This window comes from Sphaerotilus sp. FB-3, assembly GCF_023706025.1.
In the GTDB taxonomy this organism is placed as follows: Bacteria; Pseudomonadota; Gammaproteobacteria; order Burkholderiales; family Burkholderiaceae_C; genus Sphaerotilus; species Sphaerotilus sulfidivorans.
The window spans coordinates 72,843-87,314 of sequence record NZ_BQWE01000017.1; the positions used below are offsets into that span (position 1 = coordinate 72,843).

Here is a 14,472-nt window from a genome sequence, read left to right on the forward strand (position 1 = left end):
GGAGGACGACGGATGAAAGCCATCGAGATCACGCGCCCCGGCGCCCCCGAGGTGCTGGTTCAGGGCACGCGCCCCGACCCGGTGCCGGGTGCGGGCGAGGTGCTGATCCGCGTGGCCGCCAGCGGCGTCAACCGGCCGGACGTGCTGCAGCGCAAGGGGCTGTATCCGCCGCCGCCGGGTGCCTCCGACCTGCCGGGTCTGGAGGTGGCGGGCATCATCGTGGACGGCGATGCCGCCGCGATGGCCGCGGCCGGCCTGTCGATCGGCCAGCGCGTGTGCGCGCTGACGCCGGGCGGCGGCTATGCCGAGCTGTGCGTGACGCCGGCAGTGCAGTGCCTGCCGGTGCCGGACGGCCTGTCCGATCTGGAGGCGGCCAGCCTGCCGGAGACCTTCTTCACCGTCTGGTCGAACGTCTTCATGCGCGGCGCGCTGCAGCCCGGCGAGACCTTCCTGGTCCAGGGCGGAACCAGCGGCATCGGCGTGACCGCGATCCAGCTGGCCAAGGCCTTCGGGGCCACGGTCATCGCCACCGCCGGCAGCGACGACAAGTGCCAGGCCTGCCTCGCGCTGGGCGCCGACCATGCGATCAACTACCGCACGGCCGATTTCCAGGCCGAGGCGCTGAGTCTGACGGGTGGCCGCGGCGTCGACGTCATTCTCGACATGGTCGCGAGCGACTATGTCGCGCGCGAGGTCGCCTGCCTGGCCGAGGACGGTCGCCTGGTCATCATCGCGGTGCAGGGCGGCACGAAGGCACAGCTCGACGCGGGCCTGGTGCTGCGCCGTCGGCTGACGGTGACCGGCTCCACGCTGCGTCCGCGCTCGGTCGCCTTCAAGGGCGAGATCGCCGCGGCGCTGCGCCAGCAGGTCTGGCCGCTGCTGGCCTCGCGCCGCATCCGCCCGGTCATTCATGTGGTGATGCCGGCGGCCGAGGCCGCCGCCGCCCATGCGCTGATGGAGTCGAACCAGCATGTCGGCAAGATCGTGCTGCGCTGGGACACGCTCCCGGCCTGACGCATTCCGGATTTCTCAACTCGATATCGATAGGGACTGAAGATGACGACACGTCGCAAACTGGTGGTGGGCAACTGGAAGATGCATGGCAGCCATGCCGCCAACGCCGAGCTACTGCAGGGCATCCTGGCCGCGCGTCCGTTCGCGGCGGCCGATGTGGCGGTCTGCGCGCCGTTCCCCTACCTGTCCGAGGTCGCGGTGACGCTGGCCAACAGCGGCGTGGCCTGGGGCGCGCAGGATGTCTCGGCGCACGCGCAGGGCGCCTACACCGGCGAGGTCTCGGCGGCGATGTTGCAGGAGTTCGGCTGCCGCTTCGCGATCGTCGGCCACTCGGAGCGTCGCGCCTACCACGGCGAGACCGACCAGCAGGTCGCCGACAAGGCCCAGGCGGCCCTGTCCAAGGGCCTGACCCCGATCGTCTGCGTCGGCGAGACGCTGGCACAGCGCGAGGCCGGCGAAACCGAAGCGGTCGTCAAGCGCCAGCTCTCGGCGGTGATCCACACGCTGGGCCAGTGCATCGGCGAGATCGTCGTCGCCTACGAGCCGGTCTGGGCGATCGGCACCGGCCGCACCGCCTCGCCCGAGCAGGCGCAGGCGGTCCATGCGGTGCTGCGCGCGCAGCTGGCTGCGGCCACCGCGCGGGCGGCGGACATGAAGCTGCTCTACGGCGGCAGCGTCAAGCCTGACAATGCCGCGATCCTTTTTTCCCAGGCCGACATCGATGGCGGCCTGATCGGCGGTGCAGCGCTGAAGGCGGCGGATTTCGTCGCCATCGCGCGGGCCGCAGGCTGATAGCCGCGCACGGGGCGCGCTTCAGCGGTCTTTCTCGGAGTCTTCTCGATGCAAGTGATGATGAATATCGTGCTGCTGCTGCAGATGGCGGCAGCGGTGGCGATGATCGGGCTGGTGCTGGTCCAGCAGGGCAAGGGTGCCGACATGGGCGCTTCCTTCGGCGGTGGCGCCTCGGGCAGCCTGTTCGGTGCGACCGGCAGCGCCAACTTCCTGTCGCGCTCGACCGCGATTGCCGCCACGGTGTTCTTCCTGTGCACTCTGGCGCTGGCCTACTTCGGCAACCTGCGTCCGCAAGACTCCGGCAGCAGCATTCTGGACCGTGCCGCCGCGCCGGTGGCGGCCAGTGCGCCGGCCTCCGCTGCTCCGGCCGCGGCACAGATCCCGGGCCTGGTCGCTCCGGCTGCCTCCGTCCCGGCCTCGCGCTGAGCCGTGCCCTGTGCGTTCTCGGGGGCGGTGGCTGGATTCATCGAAGTGGTGAATTCGATACACACTCTCGAGATCGTCACGGCAAGAGTGGCAGGGGCTTGAGATAAACCCTGAGCCACGCTAGAATTCATGTCTGTGCTGAAGAGCAAACCTCAAGCAAATCAGCCGCAGCAACTGCCGGATAATCCAGCATCTTCTTGATGGATCTTTCAGCAGGATCGTGAAGCACGATCAACAACCCGATGCCGTCGTGGTGAAATTGGTAGACACGCTATCTTGAGGGGGTAGTGGCGAAAGCTGTGCGAGTTCGAGTCTCGCCGACGGCACCATGAATCAAGTGACACGTGGATCGATTCCTCATGCGGCAATCGATCCGGCGCCCTGGCAAGGCACAGGGAACAGGTGGGCGCGCTGAGCATTCGGTAGGACACTCCGGTGTCTTCCATGACAGCGCGCTTTATTTTTGCCGCACGAGGATCTGCCGAGCCGACCGACATGAACCTGGAACAATATCTCCCCGTCATTCTGTTCATCCTCGTCGGCATCGGTGTCGGCGTTGCCCCTCAGATCCTCGGTGCGCTGCTCGGCCCGCATCGCCCCGACCCGGCCAAGAACTCTCCCTACGAGTGCGGCTTCGAGGCCTTCGAGGATGCGCGCATGAAGTTCGATGTGCGCTACTACCTCGTCGCGATCCTCTTCATCCTGTTCGATCTCGAGATCGCCTTCCTGTTCCCCTGGGCGGTGTCGCTGCGTGAAATCGGCGCGACAGGCTTCTGGGCGATGATGATCTTCCTGGGCATCCTGGTCGTCGGGTTTGTCTACGAATGGAAGAAGGGCGCCCTCGACTGGGAGTGAGTTTTCTCCCGGTACGACAATCGATCGATCACCGCAAGAGCCACGGAAGAACACGATGGGCATTGAAGGCGTTTTGAAAGAAGGCTTCGTCACGACGAGTGTCGATGCTCTGATCAACTGGTCGAAGACTGGTTCCCTCTGGCCGATGACTTTCGGTCTGGCGTGCTGCGCCGTCGAGATGATGCATGCGGGTGCGTCCCGCTACGACATCGACCGCTTCGGCATGCTGTTCCGGCCCAGTCCGCGGCAGTCCGACCTGATGATCGTCGCCGGCACGCTGTGCAACAAGATGGCGCCGGCGCTGCGCAAGGTCTACGACCAGATGGCCGAGCCGCGCTGGGTGCTGTCGATGGGCTCCTGTGCCAACGGTGGCGGCTACTACCACTACAGCTACTCGGTCGTGCGCGGCTGCGACCGCGTCGTGCCGGTCGACGTCTACGTTCCGGGCTGCCCGCCGACCGCCGAGGCGCTGCTCTACGGCATCCTGCAGCTGCAGGCCAAGATCCGCCGCGAGAACACCATCGCGCGCTGATCGCCAAGGGAAATCGACATGACCCAGAAACTCGACACCCTGCAGGCCGCGCTCGAGCGCATTCTCGGCGATCGCGTGGCCAAGCTGGTCCGCGCACGCGGCGAGCTCACGATCACCGTCAAGGCGGGCGACTACTTCGTCGTCTGCAAGACGCTGCGCGATCATCCGGACCTGGCCTTCGAGCAGCTGATCGACCTGTGCGGCGTGGACTACAGCACCTACCGCGACGGTGAATACGACGGCCTGCGCTATGCGGTGGTCTCGCACCTGCTGTCGGTCAGCAAGAACTGGCGCCTGCGCATCAAGGTGTTCGCGACCGACGACGACTTTCCGGTCGTGGCCGCGGTCACGCCGCTGTGGACGGCCGCCAACTGGTTCGAGCGCGAGGCCTTCGATCTGTACGGCATCGTCTTCGAAGGCCATGAGGATCTGCGCCGCATCCTGACCGACTACGGTTTCATCGGTCACCCGATGCGCAAGGACTTCCCGGTCACCGGCCATGTCGAGATGCGCTACGACCCCGAGCAGAAGCGCGTGATCTACCAGCCGGTGACGATCGAGCCGCGCGAGATCACCCCGCGCGTCATCCGCGAAGACAACTACGGCGGTCTGCACTGAGCGGCGCGGCACCAGAGGTTTGATGAGCCATGGCTGAGATCAAGAACTACACCCTGAACTTCGGTCCGCAGCACCCGGCGGCCCACGGCGTGCTGCGCCTGGTGCTGGAGCTCGACGGCGAAGTCATCCAGCGTGCGGACCCGCACATCGGTCTGCTGCACCGCGCCACCGAGAAGCTGGCCGAGCACAAGACCTTCATCCAGTCGCTGCCGTACATGGACCGTCTCGACTACGTGTCGATGATGTGCAACGAGCATGCGTACTGCCTGGCGATCGAGAAGCTGCTCGGCATCGAGGTGCCGGAGCGTGCGCAGTACATCCGCGTGATGTTCAGCGAGATCACCCGCCTGCTGAACCATCTGCTGTGGCTGGGCTGCCACGGCATGGACTGCGGCGCGATGAACATGCTGATCTACTGCTTCCGCGAGCGCGAAGACCTCTTCGACATGTACGAGGCGGTGTCGGGCGCGCGCATGCATGCGGCCTATTTCCGTCCGGGCGGCGTCTACCGCGACCTGCCGGACTCGATGCCGCAGTACAAGCACAGCAAGATCCGCAACGCCAAGGCGATGGCCAAGCTCAACGAGAACCGCCAGGGCTCGATGCTTGACTTCATCGAGGACTTCGTGCGTCGCTTCCCGAAGCTGGTCGACGAGTACGAGACGCTGCTGACCGACAACCGCATCTGGAAGCAGCGCACCGTCGGCATCGGCGTGGTGAGCCCGGAGCGTGCGCTCAACCTGGGTCTGACCGGCGCGATGCTGCGCGGCTCGGGCATCGCCTGGGATCTGCGCAAGACGCAGCCCTACGATGTCTACGACCGCATGCAGTTCGACATCCCGGTGGGCGTGAACGGCGACACCTACGACCGCTACCTGGTGCGCGTCGAGGAAATGCGTCAGTCGAACCGCATCATCAAGCAGTGCGTCGACTGGCTGCGCAAGAACCCCGGTCCGGTCATCACCGACAACCACAAGGTGGCACCGCCTTCGCGCGTCGAGATGAAGACCTCGATGGAAGAGCTGATCCACCACTTCAAGCTCTTCTCCGAAGGTTTCCACGTCCCCGAGGGCGAGGCCTACGCGGCGGTCGAGCACCCGAAGGGCGAGTTCGGCATCTACCTGATCAGCGACGGGGCCAACAAGCCCTACCGCATGAAGATCCGCCCGCCCGGCTATGTGCATCTGGCGGCGCTCGACGAGATGTCGCGCGGCCACATGATCGCCGACGCGGTCGCCATCATCGGCACGATGGACGTCGTGTTCGGCGAGATCGACCGCTGAGTCCGAAGATCACTGAAGTCCGCTGAGAACCATCCATGTTCAGTGAAGCCACCCTGGCGCGGTTCGCGCGCGAAGTTGCCAAGTACCCGGCCGAGCAGAAGCAGTCGGCCGTGATGGCGTGTCTGTCGATCGCCCAGCAGGAGCAGGGCTGGGTCTCGCCGGAGGCCGAGAAGGCCATCGCCGACTATCTGGGCATGGCCCCGATCGCGGTGCGCGAGGTCACGACCTTCTACAACATGTACAACCAGCGTCCGGTCGGTCAGTTCAAGCTGAACGTCTGCACCAACCTGCCGTGCCAGCTGCGCGACGGCCAGAAGGCGCTGGAGAACCTGTGCAAGGAACTCGGCATCGAGGACGGCGGCACCACGCCCGACGGCGTGTTCACCGTGCAGAAGTGCGAGTGCCTGGGCGCCTGCGCCGACGCGCCGGTGATGCTGGTCAACGATCGCCAGATGCTCAGCTACATGAGCGACGACCGCCTGAAGGAACTGGTGAAGGTGCTGCGTGCCAGCGCCAAGCCGGCTGCCGCGGCCGCAAAGAAGAACTGAACGGAGTGGACAGGCCATGACGCTCGCGCTCGATCTCTCGAAGTTCCAGGCCACCGGCCTGGAAACCTGTTTCCATGACCGCCACATCAACCCGCAGATCTATGCGGGCCTGAACGGCAGCAACTGGCGCCTGAAGGACTACGAGGCCCGTGGCGGCTATCAGGCCCTGAAGAAGATCCTGGGCAAGGACGGCGGCGCCGGTCTGACCCAGGATCAGGTCATTGCCGAGGTCAAGGCCTCCGGCCTGCGCGGCCGCGGCGGTGCAGGCTTCCCGACCGGCCTGAAGTGGAGCTTCATGCCGCGCGCGCTGCCGGTGCAGAAGTACCTGGTCTGCAACACCGACGAAGGTGAGCCGGGGACCTGCAAGGACCGCGACATCATGCGGTACAACCCGCACATCGTCATCGAGGGCATGATCATCGCGGCCTACGCGATGGGCATCTCGGTCGGCTACAACTATGTGCACGGCGAGATCTTCGAGGTCTACGAGCGCTTCGAGGAAGCGCTGGAAGAGGCACGTGCGGCCGGCTACCTGGGCAACAACATCCTGGGCTCGAGCCACAGCTTCCAGCTGCACGCGCACCACGGCTTCGGCGCCTACATCTGCGGCGAAGAGACCGCGCTGATCGAGTCGATCGAAGGCAAGAAGGGCCAGCCGCGCTTCAAGCCGCCGTTCCCGGCCAGCTTCGGCGTCTACGGCAAGCCGACGACGATCAACAACACCGAGACCTTCGCGGCGGTGCCCTGGATCATCCGCAACGGCGGCCAGGCCTATCTCGAGTGCGGCAAGCCGAACAACGGCGGCACGAAGATCTTCTCGATGGTCGGCGACGTGCAGCGTCCCGGCAACTACGAGATCCCGATGGGCACGCCCTTCAGCAAGCTGCTCGAGCTGGCGGGCGGCGTCAAGGGCGGCAGAAAGCTCAAGGCGGTGATTCCGGGCGGCTCGTCCTCGCCGGTGCTGCCGGCCGACATCATGATGGCCTGCACGATGGACTATGACTCCATCGCCAAGGCCGGCTCGATGCTGGGTTCGGGCGCGGTCATCGTGATGGACGAGACCCGCTGCATGGTCAAGAGCCTGCTGCGCCTGTCCTACTTCTACGCGCACGAGTCCTGCGGCCAGTGCACGCCGTGCCGCGAGGGCACCGGCTGGCTGTTCAAGATGGTCGAGCGCATCGAGCACGGCCACGGCCGTCCCGATGACCTGGCGCTGCTCGACAACGTCGCAGAGAACATCATGGGCCGCACCATCTGCGCGCTCGGCGACGCCGCGGCGATGCCGGTGCGCGGCATGCTCAAGCACTTCCGCGACGAGTTTGCCCACCACATCGAACACAAGACCTGCAAGGTCCCGTCGTACATCTGATCTGATCGGGGCAGACGAACATGGTTGAAATCCAACTCGACGGCAAGAAGGTGGAAGTGCCCGAAGGCAGCATGGTGATGCATGCGGCCGAGAAGGCGGGCACGATGATTCCGCACTTCTGCTATCACAAGAAGCTCTCGATCGCGGCCAACTGCCGCATGTGCCTGGTCGACGTGGAGAAGGCGCCCAAGCCGATGCCCGCCTGCGCCACGCCGGTGACGCAGGGCATGATCGTGCGCACCAAGAGCGACAAGGCGATCAAGGCCCAGCAGTCGGTGATGGAGTTCCTCCTCATCAACCACCCGCTGGACTGCCCGATCTGCGACCAGGGCGGCGAATGTCAGCTCCAGGACATGGCGGTCGGCTACGGCAAGGGCGCCTCGCGCTACGAGGAAGAGAAGCGCGTCGTCTTCCACAAGGAGGTCGGCCCGCTGATCTCGATGGAGGAGATGAGCCGCTGCATCCAGTGCACTCGCTGCGTGCGCTTCGGCCAGGAGATCGCCGGCCAGATGGAGCTGGGCATGGTCAACCGGGGCGAGCACTCGGAGATCACCACCTTCGTCAACGGCACGGTCGACTCCGAGCTGTCGGGCAACATGATCGACATCTGCCCGGTCGGCGCGCTCACCAGCAAGCCCTTCCGCTATTCGGCCCGCACCTGGGAGCTGTCGCGTCGCAAGAGCGTGAGCCCCCATGACTCGACCGGCGCGAACCTGATCGTGCAGGTCAAGAACCACAAGGTGCTGCGCGTCGTGCCGCTGGAGAACGAGGCCGTCAACGAGTGCTGGATCGCCGACCGCGACCGCTTCAGCTACGAGGCCCTGAACAGCGATGCCCGCCTGACCCAGCCGATGGTCAAGCAGGGCGGCCAGTGGAAGAGCGTCGACTGGACGGTCGCGCTGGAATATGTCGCCAACGGCCTGAAGAACATCAAGTCGCAGCATGGCGCCGCCTCGATCGGCGCGCTGGCCTCGGCCACCAGCACCAGCGAGGAACTCTTCCTGCTGGGCCAGCTGGTGCGCGGCCTGGGCAGCCAGAACATCGACCACCGCCTGCGCCAGAGCGACTTCCGCGTGGACGTCGGCGCGGTGCGCTGGCTGGGCCTGCCGATCGCCGAGCTGTCGTCGGTCGACCGTGCGCTGGTCATCGGCTCCTTCCTGCGCAAGGACCATCCGCTGTTCGCGCAGCGTCTGCGCCAGGCGGCTCGCCATGGCGCGCAGATCATGCGCATCGGTGCGCAGGCCGAGGACTGGGCGCTGCCGGTCGGTGCCGAGATCGTCGCGGCCCCGTCGCAGTGGCTGTCGGTGCTGATCGAGGTCGCGGCCGCCGTGGCCACCGCCAAGGGCGTGACTGCGCCGCTGGCGGTGCAGCCGGGCGAACAGGCCCAGGCCATCGCCGAGGCACTGCTGTCGGGCTCGAAGGGCGCGGTGCTGCTGGGTCAGGCGGCGTCCGCCCACCCGCAGGCGGCCGAGCTGCTGTCCATCGCCAACTGGATCGCCGCGCAGACCGGCGCGTCCTGCGGCTTCCTGGGTGATGCTGGCAACCAAGTCGGCGCCCAGCTGGTCGGCGCGCTGCCGGGCCAGGGCGGCCTGAACGCCGCCGAGATGCTGGCCAAGCCGCTGAAGGCCTATCTGCTGTTCAACACCGAGCCGGTGCTGGACGCGGCCAACGCCGCCCAGGCCGCCAAGGCGCTGGCCGCGGCCGAGATGGTCGTCGCCTTCAGCCCCTTCCAGGCCAATGTCGAGTTCGCCGACGTGATCCTGCCGATCGCGCCGTTCACCGAGACCGGTGGCAGCTTCGTCAACGCCGAAGGCCGCGTGCAGTCCTTCCACGGCGTGGTGCGTCCGCTGGGCGAGACCCGTCCGGGCTGGAAGGTGCTGCGCGTGCTGGGCAATCTGCTGGGCCTGAACGCCTTCACGCAGGAATCGGTCGAGGACGTGCGCGCCGCTGCCGGCCTGAACGATGCCGCCAAGGTGTCGGCCCGCCTGTCCAACGCCAGCAGCGCCACCCCGCAGCTGGTCGCGGCCCCGGCGGGTCTGCAGCGCATCGCCAACGTGCCGCTCTACGCCACCGATTCGGTCGTGCGTCGCGCGCCCTCGCTGCAGGCCACCGCCGATGCCGCCGCGCCGCTGCTGGCCATCGGCGCCGCACTGGCCGCGAAGCTGGGCGTGCAGGCCGGTGCCAAGGTCCGCGTCAAGCAGGGCGAAGGCAGCGTCGTGCTGCCGGTGGCCATCGATGCCACGCTGGCCGCCGACACCGTGCGCGTCAGCGCCGGTTGCCCTGAAACCGCCGCGCTCGGTGCCGTCTTCGGCACCGTGAGCCTCGAGCGCGCCTGAGTCGCCGTCGCAGAAAAGAGCTGATGATGCTGGATACCCTGCAAACCACCGGCGCCGCGACCCTGGGAGGTGCGTGGCCCGTCGTCTGGACCCTGCTGAAGATCGTCGCGGTGCTGCTGCCGCTGCTGGGCTGCGTGGCCTATCTGACGCTGTGGGAGCGCAAGGCCATCGGTCGCACCCAGGTGCGTCCGGGCCCGAACCGCGTCGGCCCGATGGGTCTGCTGACCCCGATCGCCGATGCGGTCAAGCTGATCTTCAAGGAGATCATCGCCCCGACCGCCGCGAACAAGGGCCTGTTCTTCCTCGGCCCGATCATGACCATCATGCCGGCGCTGGCCGCCTGGGCGGTCGTGCCTTTCGGACCTGAGGTCGCGCTGGCCAATGTCAACGCCGGCCTGCTGTTCCTGATGGCGATCACCTCGCTCGAGGTCTACGGCGTGATCATCGCCGGCTGGGCCTCCAACTCGAAGTACGCCTTCCTGGGCGCGATGCGCGCCTCGGCGCAGATGGTCAGCTACGAGATCGCGATGGGCTTCTGCTTCGTCGTGGTGCTGATGGTCGCCGGCAGCCTGAACATGAGCGACATCGTCGTCAGCCAGACCAAGGGCCAGTTCGCCGACATGGGCCTGAACTTCCTGTCCTGGAACTGGCTGCCGCTGCTGCCGATCTTCGTCATCTACTTCATCTCGGGTCTGGCCGAGACCAACCGCCACCCGTTCGACGTGGTGGAAGGCGAGGCGGAAATCGTCGCCGGTCACATGATCGAGTACTCGGGCATGTCGTTCGCGATGTTCTTCCTGGCCGAGTACGCCAACATGATCCTGGTGTCGATGCTGGCCGTCCTGATGTTCCTGGGGGGATGGGATGCGCCGGTCGCGGCCCTGAGCTTCATCCCGGGCTGGATCTGGCTGGGCATCAAGACCTTCGTGGTGGTCACGATGTTCCTGTGGGTGCGTGCGACCTTCCCGCGCTACCGCTACGACCAGATCATGCGTCTGGGCTGGAAGATCTTCATTCCGCTCACGCTGGTGTGGCTGGTGGTGGTGGGTCTGTGGATCCAGTCGCCCTGGAACATCTGGAAATAAATCGAGCCAGCAAGGAAGCACACCGTGTCTGCTGTCAAGGATTTCGTCTCCAGCTTCATGCTGCTGGAGCTGCTCAAGGGAATGAAGCTGACGGGTCGTCACTTCTTCCAGAAGACGGTCACCGTCCAGTTCCCGGAAGAGAAGACGCCGCTGAGCCCGCGTTTCCGCGGTCTGCACGCACTGCGTCGCTACGAGAACGGCGAGGAACGCTGCATTGCCTGCAAGCTGTGCGAAGCGGTCTGCCCGGCGATGGCCATCACGATCGAGGCCGGCGAGCGCAAGGACGACGGCAGCCGCCGCACCACGCGCTACGACATCGATCTGACCAAGTGCATCTTCTGCGGCTTCTGCGAGGAAAGCTGCCCGGTCGACTCGATCGTCGAGACGCACATCTTCGAATACCACGGCGAGAAGCGCGGCGACCTGTACTTCACGAAGGACATGCTGCTGGCCGTCGGTGATCGGTACGAGAAAGAGATTGCAGCCAACAAGGAGGCGGACGCCAAGTACCGGTAAGCCATTCCACCCAGACTCGCTGGTGCCGTCATGGTGACGGTGCCGGGCCGGGCTGGGCCTGCGCATCGAGTACCCGACATCGACATGGACACGACCACCGCGCTCTTCTACGTCTTCTCCGCCGTGCTGCTGTTCTCGGGCTTCCGGGTCATCACGGCCCGCAGCCCCGTGCATGCGGCGCTCTTCCTCGTGCTGGCCTTCTTCAGCGCCTCGTGCGTCTGGATGCTGCTGCATGCCGAATTCCTGGCCATCTCCCTGGTCCTGGTGTACGTCGGCGCCGTCATGGTGCTGTTCCTGTTCGTCGTGATGATGCTCGACATCAATCTCGACCTGCTGCGCCAGGGTTTCTGGAAACATTTCCCGGTCGCCGGCCTGGTCGGCGTGATCATCGCGCTGGAAATGGCCTGGGTGCTGCAGCGCGGCTTCAACGTGCCGGATCCGAAGCCGATGCCGGGTGCCGAGACCGTGCCCAACACCAAGCTGCTGGGCATCGAGATCTACACCGACTATCTCTATCCGGTCCAGCTCGCCGCGGTGCTGCTGCTGGTGGCGATGATCGCCGCGGTGGCCCTGACGCTGCGTCGTCGCAAGGATGTGCGCGGCCAGAACCCGTCGGAGCAGGTCAAGGCGAAGAAGGCCGACCGCCTGCGCATCGTCAAGATGGACGCCGTGCGCGAGCTGCCCTCCCAGCCCGCCGCCGAGACGACCGCACCGGCCGCTGACGCCGCGAAAGGAAAGGCATGATCACCCTCGGACACTACCTGACGCTGGGCGCGATCCTGTTCGCGCTGTCGGTGATCGGCATCTTCCTGAACCGCAAGAACCTGATCGTGCTGCTGATGGCCATCGAGCTGATGCTGCTGTCGGTCAACCTGAACTTCGTGGCCTTCTCCCACTACCTGGGTGACATGGCCGGCCAGGTCTTCGTGTTCTTCATCCTGACGGTCGCTGCGGCCGAATCCGCGATCGGTCTGGCCATTCTGGTCGTGCTGTTCCGCAACCGCTCGACCATCAACGTCGACGAGCTCGATTCGCTGAAGGGCTGACGCCAAGGGGAAAACCAGAAAATGTCTCAGCTCTCGCAATCGACACTGCTGGCGGTTCCGCTGGCGCCCCTGGCGGGCGCCATCATCGCCGGCTTCTTCGGCAAGGCCGTGGGTCGCACCGGCTCGCATGTGGCCACCATTCTTGGCGTGCTGGTCGCGCTGATCCTGTCGGTGATGACGCTCATCGACGTGATCGGCGGCGCACGCTTCAACCAGACCGTCTACGAGTGGATGGTGCTGGGCGACCTGAAGATGGAAGTCGGCTTCATGGTCGACGGCCTGACGGCGATGATGATGTGCGTGGTGACCTTCGTGTCGCTGATGGTGCACATCTACACCATCGGCTACATGGAAGAGGATCCGGGCTACCAGCGCTTCTTCAGCTACATCTCGCTGTTCACCTTCTCGATGCTCATGCTGGTCATGAGCAACAACTTCCTGCAGCTGTTCTTCGGCTGGGAAGCGGTGGGCCTGGTCTCCTACCTGCTGATCGGCTTCTGGTACAAGAAGCAGACGGCGATCTTCGCCAACATGAAGGCCTTCCTGGTCAACCGGGTCGGCGACTTCGGCTTCATCCTGGGCATCGGCCTGATCGCGGCCTACGCGGGCACGCTGAACTACACCGAGGCCTTCGCCAAGGCCGACGAGTACGCCAAGCTGGGCTTCGACAATCCGTTCGGCGGCGAGCCTTGGATGCTGATCACCGTGACCTGCATCTGCCTGTTCATCGGCGCGATGGGCAAGTCGGCGCAGTTCCCGCTGCATGTCTGGCTGCCGGACTCGATGGAAGGCCCGACCCCGATCTCGGCGCTGATCCACGCGGCGACCATGGTGACGGCCGGCATCTTCATGGTGACGCGCATGAGCCCGCTGTTCGAGCTGTCGGACACCGCGCTGAACTTCATCCTGATCATCGGCTCGATCACCGCGCTGTTCATGGGCTTCCTGGGCATCATCCAGAACGACATCAAGCGGGTGGTCGCCTACTCGACCCTGTCGCAGCTGGGCTACATGACGATCGCGCTGGGCGCCTCGGCCTACTCGGTCGCGGTGTTCCACCTGATGACGCACGCGTTCTTCAAGGCGCTGCTGTTCCTTGGCGCGGGCTCGGTCATCATCGGCATGCACCATGACCAGGACATCCGCAACATGGGCGGCCTGCGCAAGTACATGCCCATCACCTGGATCACCTCGCTGCTGGGCAGCCTGGCGCTGATCGGCACGCCGTTCTTCTCGGGCTTCTACTCGAAGGACTCGATCATCCTGGCCCTGGGCGCGAGCAACCTGGCCGCAGCGCCGATCGCGCTGACCGCGGCGGTGGCCGGCGTCTTCGTGACCGCCTTCTACTCCTTCCGGATGTACTTCCTGGTCTTCCACGGCAAGGAGCACTTCCATCACAAGCCCTTCCCGGGCGAGCACGACCATCATGACGACGACGGCCACGGCCATGCGCACACGCCGCACGAGTCGCCCTGGGTGGTGACGGTGCCGCTGCTGCTGCTGGCGATTCCGTCGGTGGTGATCGGCTACCTGACGATCGAGCCGCTGCTGTTCGGCGACTTCCTGAAGGATGCGGTCCATGTCGACGCGGCCCGTCATCCGGCGATGGCCCAGCTGGCCGAGCACTTCCATGGCGCGGCGGCCATGGCCACCCACTCGCTGGTCACGCTGCCGCTGTGGCTGGCGGTCGGTGGCGTGGTGACCGCCTATGTCTTCTACATGCTGGTGCCTGCTGTTCCTGCCTTCTTCGCCCGTGCGCTCGCGCCGCTGGTGACGCTGATGGAAAACAAGTACTACATGGACTGGATCAACGAGCACATCTTCGCTGCGGGTGCACGCCTGCTGGGTCGCGGCTTGTGGAAGGTGGGTGACGTGACCCTGATCGACGGCGCAGCCGTCAATGGGTCCGCTCGCCTGGTCGGCTGGATCGGCTCGCTGGTGCGACTCCTCCAGACCGGTTACATCTACCACTATGCACTGGTCATGCTTGTCGGCGTCTTCGCGCTGATGACGTGGTTCGTGTGGCTGCATCGCTGAGCGGAGGCACCTGAA

At 65.7% G+C, this 14,472-nt stretch carries 15 protein-coding genes and 1 tRNA gene; all 16 read left to right on the plus strand.

What is annotated here, in order from left to right:
* Positions 1-12 precede the first annotated feature (12 nt).
* Entirely contained in the window at positions 13-1,014 is a 1,002-nt protein-coding gene (locus tag NFT33_RS09935; protein ID WP_251675020.1) for an NAD(P)H-quinone oxidoreductase, read from the plus strand.
* Positions 1,015-1,056: 42 nt separating this feature from the next.
* Positions 1,057-1,806 carry a triose-phosphate isomerase gene (gene tpiA, locus NFT33_RS09940; RefSeq protein WP_037482745.1) on the plus strand — a complete coding sequence of 250 codons (750 nt, stop codon included), beginning with the start codon at positions 1,057-1,059 and terminating at the stop codon, positions 1,804-1,806.
* A gap of 48 nt (positions 1,807-1,854) precedes the next feature.
* On the plus strand, positions 1,855-2,232 hold the full coding sequence (gene secG, locus NFT33_RS09945) for a preprotein translocase subunit SecG (RefSeq protein ID WP_251675022.1): 378 nt from the start codon (positions 1,855-1,857) through the stop codon (positions 2,230-2,232).
* Between the two features lie 244 nt (positions 2,233-2,476).
* A tRNA-Leu gene (locus NFT33_RS09950) sits at positions 2,477-2,561 on the plus strand.
* Positions 2,562-2,727: 166 nt separating this feature from the next.
* Positions 2,728-3,087 (plus strand): NADH-quinone oxidoreductase subunit A, encoded by a 360-nt coding sequence (locus tag NFT33_RS09955; protein ID WP_037482741.1) that lies wholly within the window; start codon positions 2,728-2,730, stop codon positions 3,085-3,087.
* Between the two features lie 55 nt (positions 3,088-3,142).
* Positions 3,143-3,619 (plus strand): NuoB/complex I 20 kDa subunit family protein, encoded by a 477-nt coding sequence (locus tag NFT33_RS09960; protein WP_037482740.1) that lies wholly within the window; start codon positions 3,143-3,145, stop codon positions 3,617-3,619.
* Positions 3,620-3,637: 18 nt separating this feature from the next.
* A complete protein-coding gene (locus NFT33_RS09965; RefSeq protein WP_251675024.1) occupies positions 3,638-4,237 on the plus strand; it encodes an NADH-quinone oxidoreductase subunit C in 600 nt (199 codons plus the stop codon).
* A gap of 29 nt (positions 4,238-4,266) precedes the next feature.
* Entirely contained in the window at positions 4,267-5,520 is a 1,254-nt protein-coding gene (locus NFT33_RS09970) for an NADH-quinone oxidoreductase subunit D (protein WP_251675026.1), read from the plus strand.
* Positions 5,521-5,555: 35 nt separating this feature from the next.
* Positions 5,556-6,068, plus strand: a complete 513-nt coding sequence (nuoE, locus tag NFT33_RS09975; RefSeq protein ID WP_149503926.1) for an NADH-quinone oxidoreductase subunit NuoE — start codon at positions 5,556-5,558, stop codon at positions 6,066-6,068.
* 16 nt (positions 6,069-6,084) lie between these two features.
* Complete coding sequence (nuoF, locus tag NFT33_RS09980; RefSeq protein WP_251675028.1) at positions 6,085-7,437, plus strand: NADH-quinone oxidoreductase subunit NuoF; 1,353 nt, start codon at positions 6,085-6,087, stop codon at positions 7,435-7,437.
* Positions 7,438-7,457: 20 nt separating this feature from the next.
* Complete coding sequence (gene nuoG, locus NFT33_RS09985; protein WP_251675030.1) at positions 7,458-9,773, plus strand: NADH-quinone oxidoreductase subunit NuoG; 2,316 nt, start codon at positions 7,458-7,460, stop codon at positions 9,771-9,773.
* Positions 9,774-9,799: 26 nt separating this feature from the next.
* The gene (nuoH, locus tag NFT33_RS09990; protein WP_149505271.1) at positions 9,800-10,858 is read left to right on the plus strand and encodes an NADH-quinone oxidoreductase subunit NuoH; all 1,059 of its coding nucleotides are present in this window, start codon (positions 9,800-9,802) and stop codon (positions 10,856-10,858) included.
* 24 nt (positions 10,859-10,882) lie between these two features.
* Positions 10,883-11,374 carry an NADH-quinone oxidoreductase subunit NuoI gene (gene nuoI, locus NFT33_RS09995; RefSeq protein WP_256365849.1) on the plus strand — a complete coding sequence of 164 codons (492 nt, stop codon included), beginning with the start codon at positions 10,883-10,885 and terminating at the stop codon, positions 11,372-11,374.
* Between the two features lie 84 nt (positions 11,375-11,458).
* Positions 11,459-12,118, plus strand: a complete 660-nt coding sequence (locus NFT33_RS10000; RefSeq protein ID WP_037482721.1) for an NADH-quinone oxidoreductase subunit J — start codon at positions 11,459-11,461, stop codon at positions 12,116-12,118.
* Positions 12,115-12,420: an NADH-quinone oxidoreductase subunit NuoK gene (gene nuoK, locus NFT33_RS10005; protein WP_037482719.1), complete on the plus strand. Its 306-nt coding sequence runs from the start codon at positions 12,115-12,117 to the stop codon at positions 12,418-12,420. The genes NFT33_RS10000 and nuoK overlap by 4 nt, the downstream gene beginning before the upstream one ends.
* Before the next feature lie 21 nt (positions 12,421-12,441).
* Positions 12,442-14,457 (plus strand): NADH-quinone oxidoreductase subunit L, encoded by a 2,016-nt coding sequence (gene nuoL, locus NFT33_RS10010; protein ID WP_149503923.1) that lies wholly within the window; start codon positions 12,442-12,444, stop codon positions 14,455-14,457.
* The last annotated feature ends 15 nt before the right edge of the window (positions 14,458-14,472 follow it).

Bases quoted from the DNA above. Each gene is read 5' to 3' on its own strand.
- secG (WP_251675022.1), top strand. From the start codon at position 1,855: ATGCAAGTGATGATGAATATCGTGCTGCTGCTGCAGATGGCGGCAGCG.
- NFT33_RS09935 (WP_251675020.1), top strand. From the start codon at position 13: ATGAAAGCCATCGAGATCACGCGCCCCGGCGCCCCCGAGGTGCTGGTT.
- tpiA (WP_037482745.1), top strand. From the start codon at position 1,057: ATGACGACACGTCGCAAACTGGTGGTGGGCAACTGGAAGATGCATGGC.
- nuoH (WP_149505271.1), top strand. From the start codon at position 9,800: ATGCTGGATACCCTGCAAACCACCGGCGCCGCGACCCTGGGAGGTGCG.
- nuoG (WP_251675030.1), top strand. From the start codon at position 7,458: ATGGTTGAAATCCAACTCGACGGCAAGAAGGTGGAAGTGCCCGAAGGC.
- NFT33_RS09955 (WP_037482741.1), top strand. From the start codon at position 2,728: ATGAACCTGGAACAATATCTCCCCGTCATTCTGTTCATCCTCGTCGGC.
- nuoF (WP_251675028.1), top strand. From the start codon at position 6,085: ATGACGCTCGCGCTCGATCTCTCGAAGTTCCAGGCCACCGGCCTGGAA.
- NFT33_RS09970 (WP_251675026.1), top strand. From the start codon at position 4,267: ATGGCTGAGATCAAGAACTACACCCTGAACTTCGGTCCGCAGCACCCG.
- NFT33_RS09960 (WP_037482740.1), top strand. From the start codon at position 3,143: ATGGGCATTGAAGGCGTTTTGAAAGAAGGCTTCGTCACGACGAGTGTC.
- NFT33_RS10000 (WP_037482721.1), top strand. From the start codon at position 11,459: ATGGACACGACCACCGCGCTCTTCTACGTCTTCTCCGCCGTGCTGCTG.
- nuoL (WP_149503923.1), top strand. From the start codon at position 12,442: ATGTCTCAGCTCTCGCAATCGACACTGCTGGCGGTTCCGCTGGCGCCC.
- nuoE (WP_149503926.1), top strand. From the start codon at position 5,556: ATGTTCAGTGAAGCCACCCTGGCGCGGTTCGCGCGCGAAGTTGCCAAG.
- NFT33_RS09965 (WP_251675024.1), top strand. From the start codon at position 3,638: ATGACCCAGAAACTCGACACCCTGCAGGCCGCGCTCGAGCGCATTCTC.
- nuoK (WP_037482719.1), top strand. From the start codon at position 12,115: ATGATCACCCTCGGACACTACCTGACGCTGGGCGCGATCCTGTTCGCG.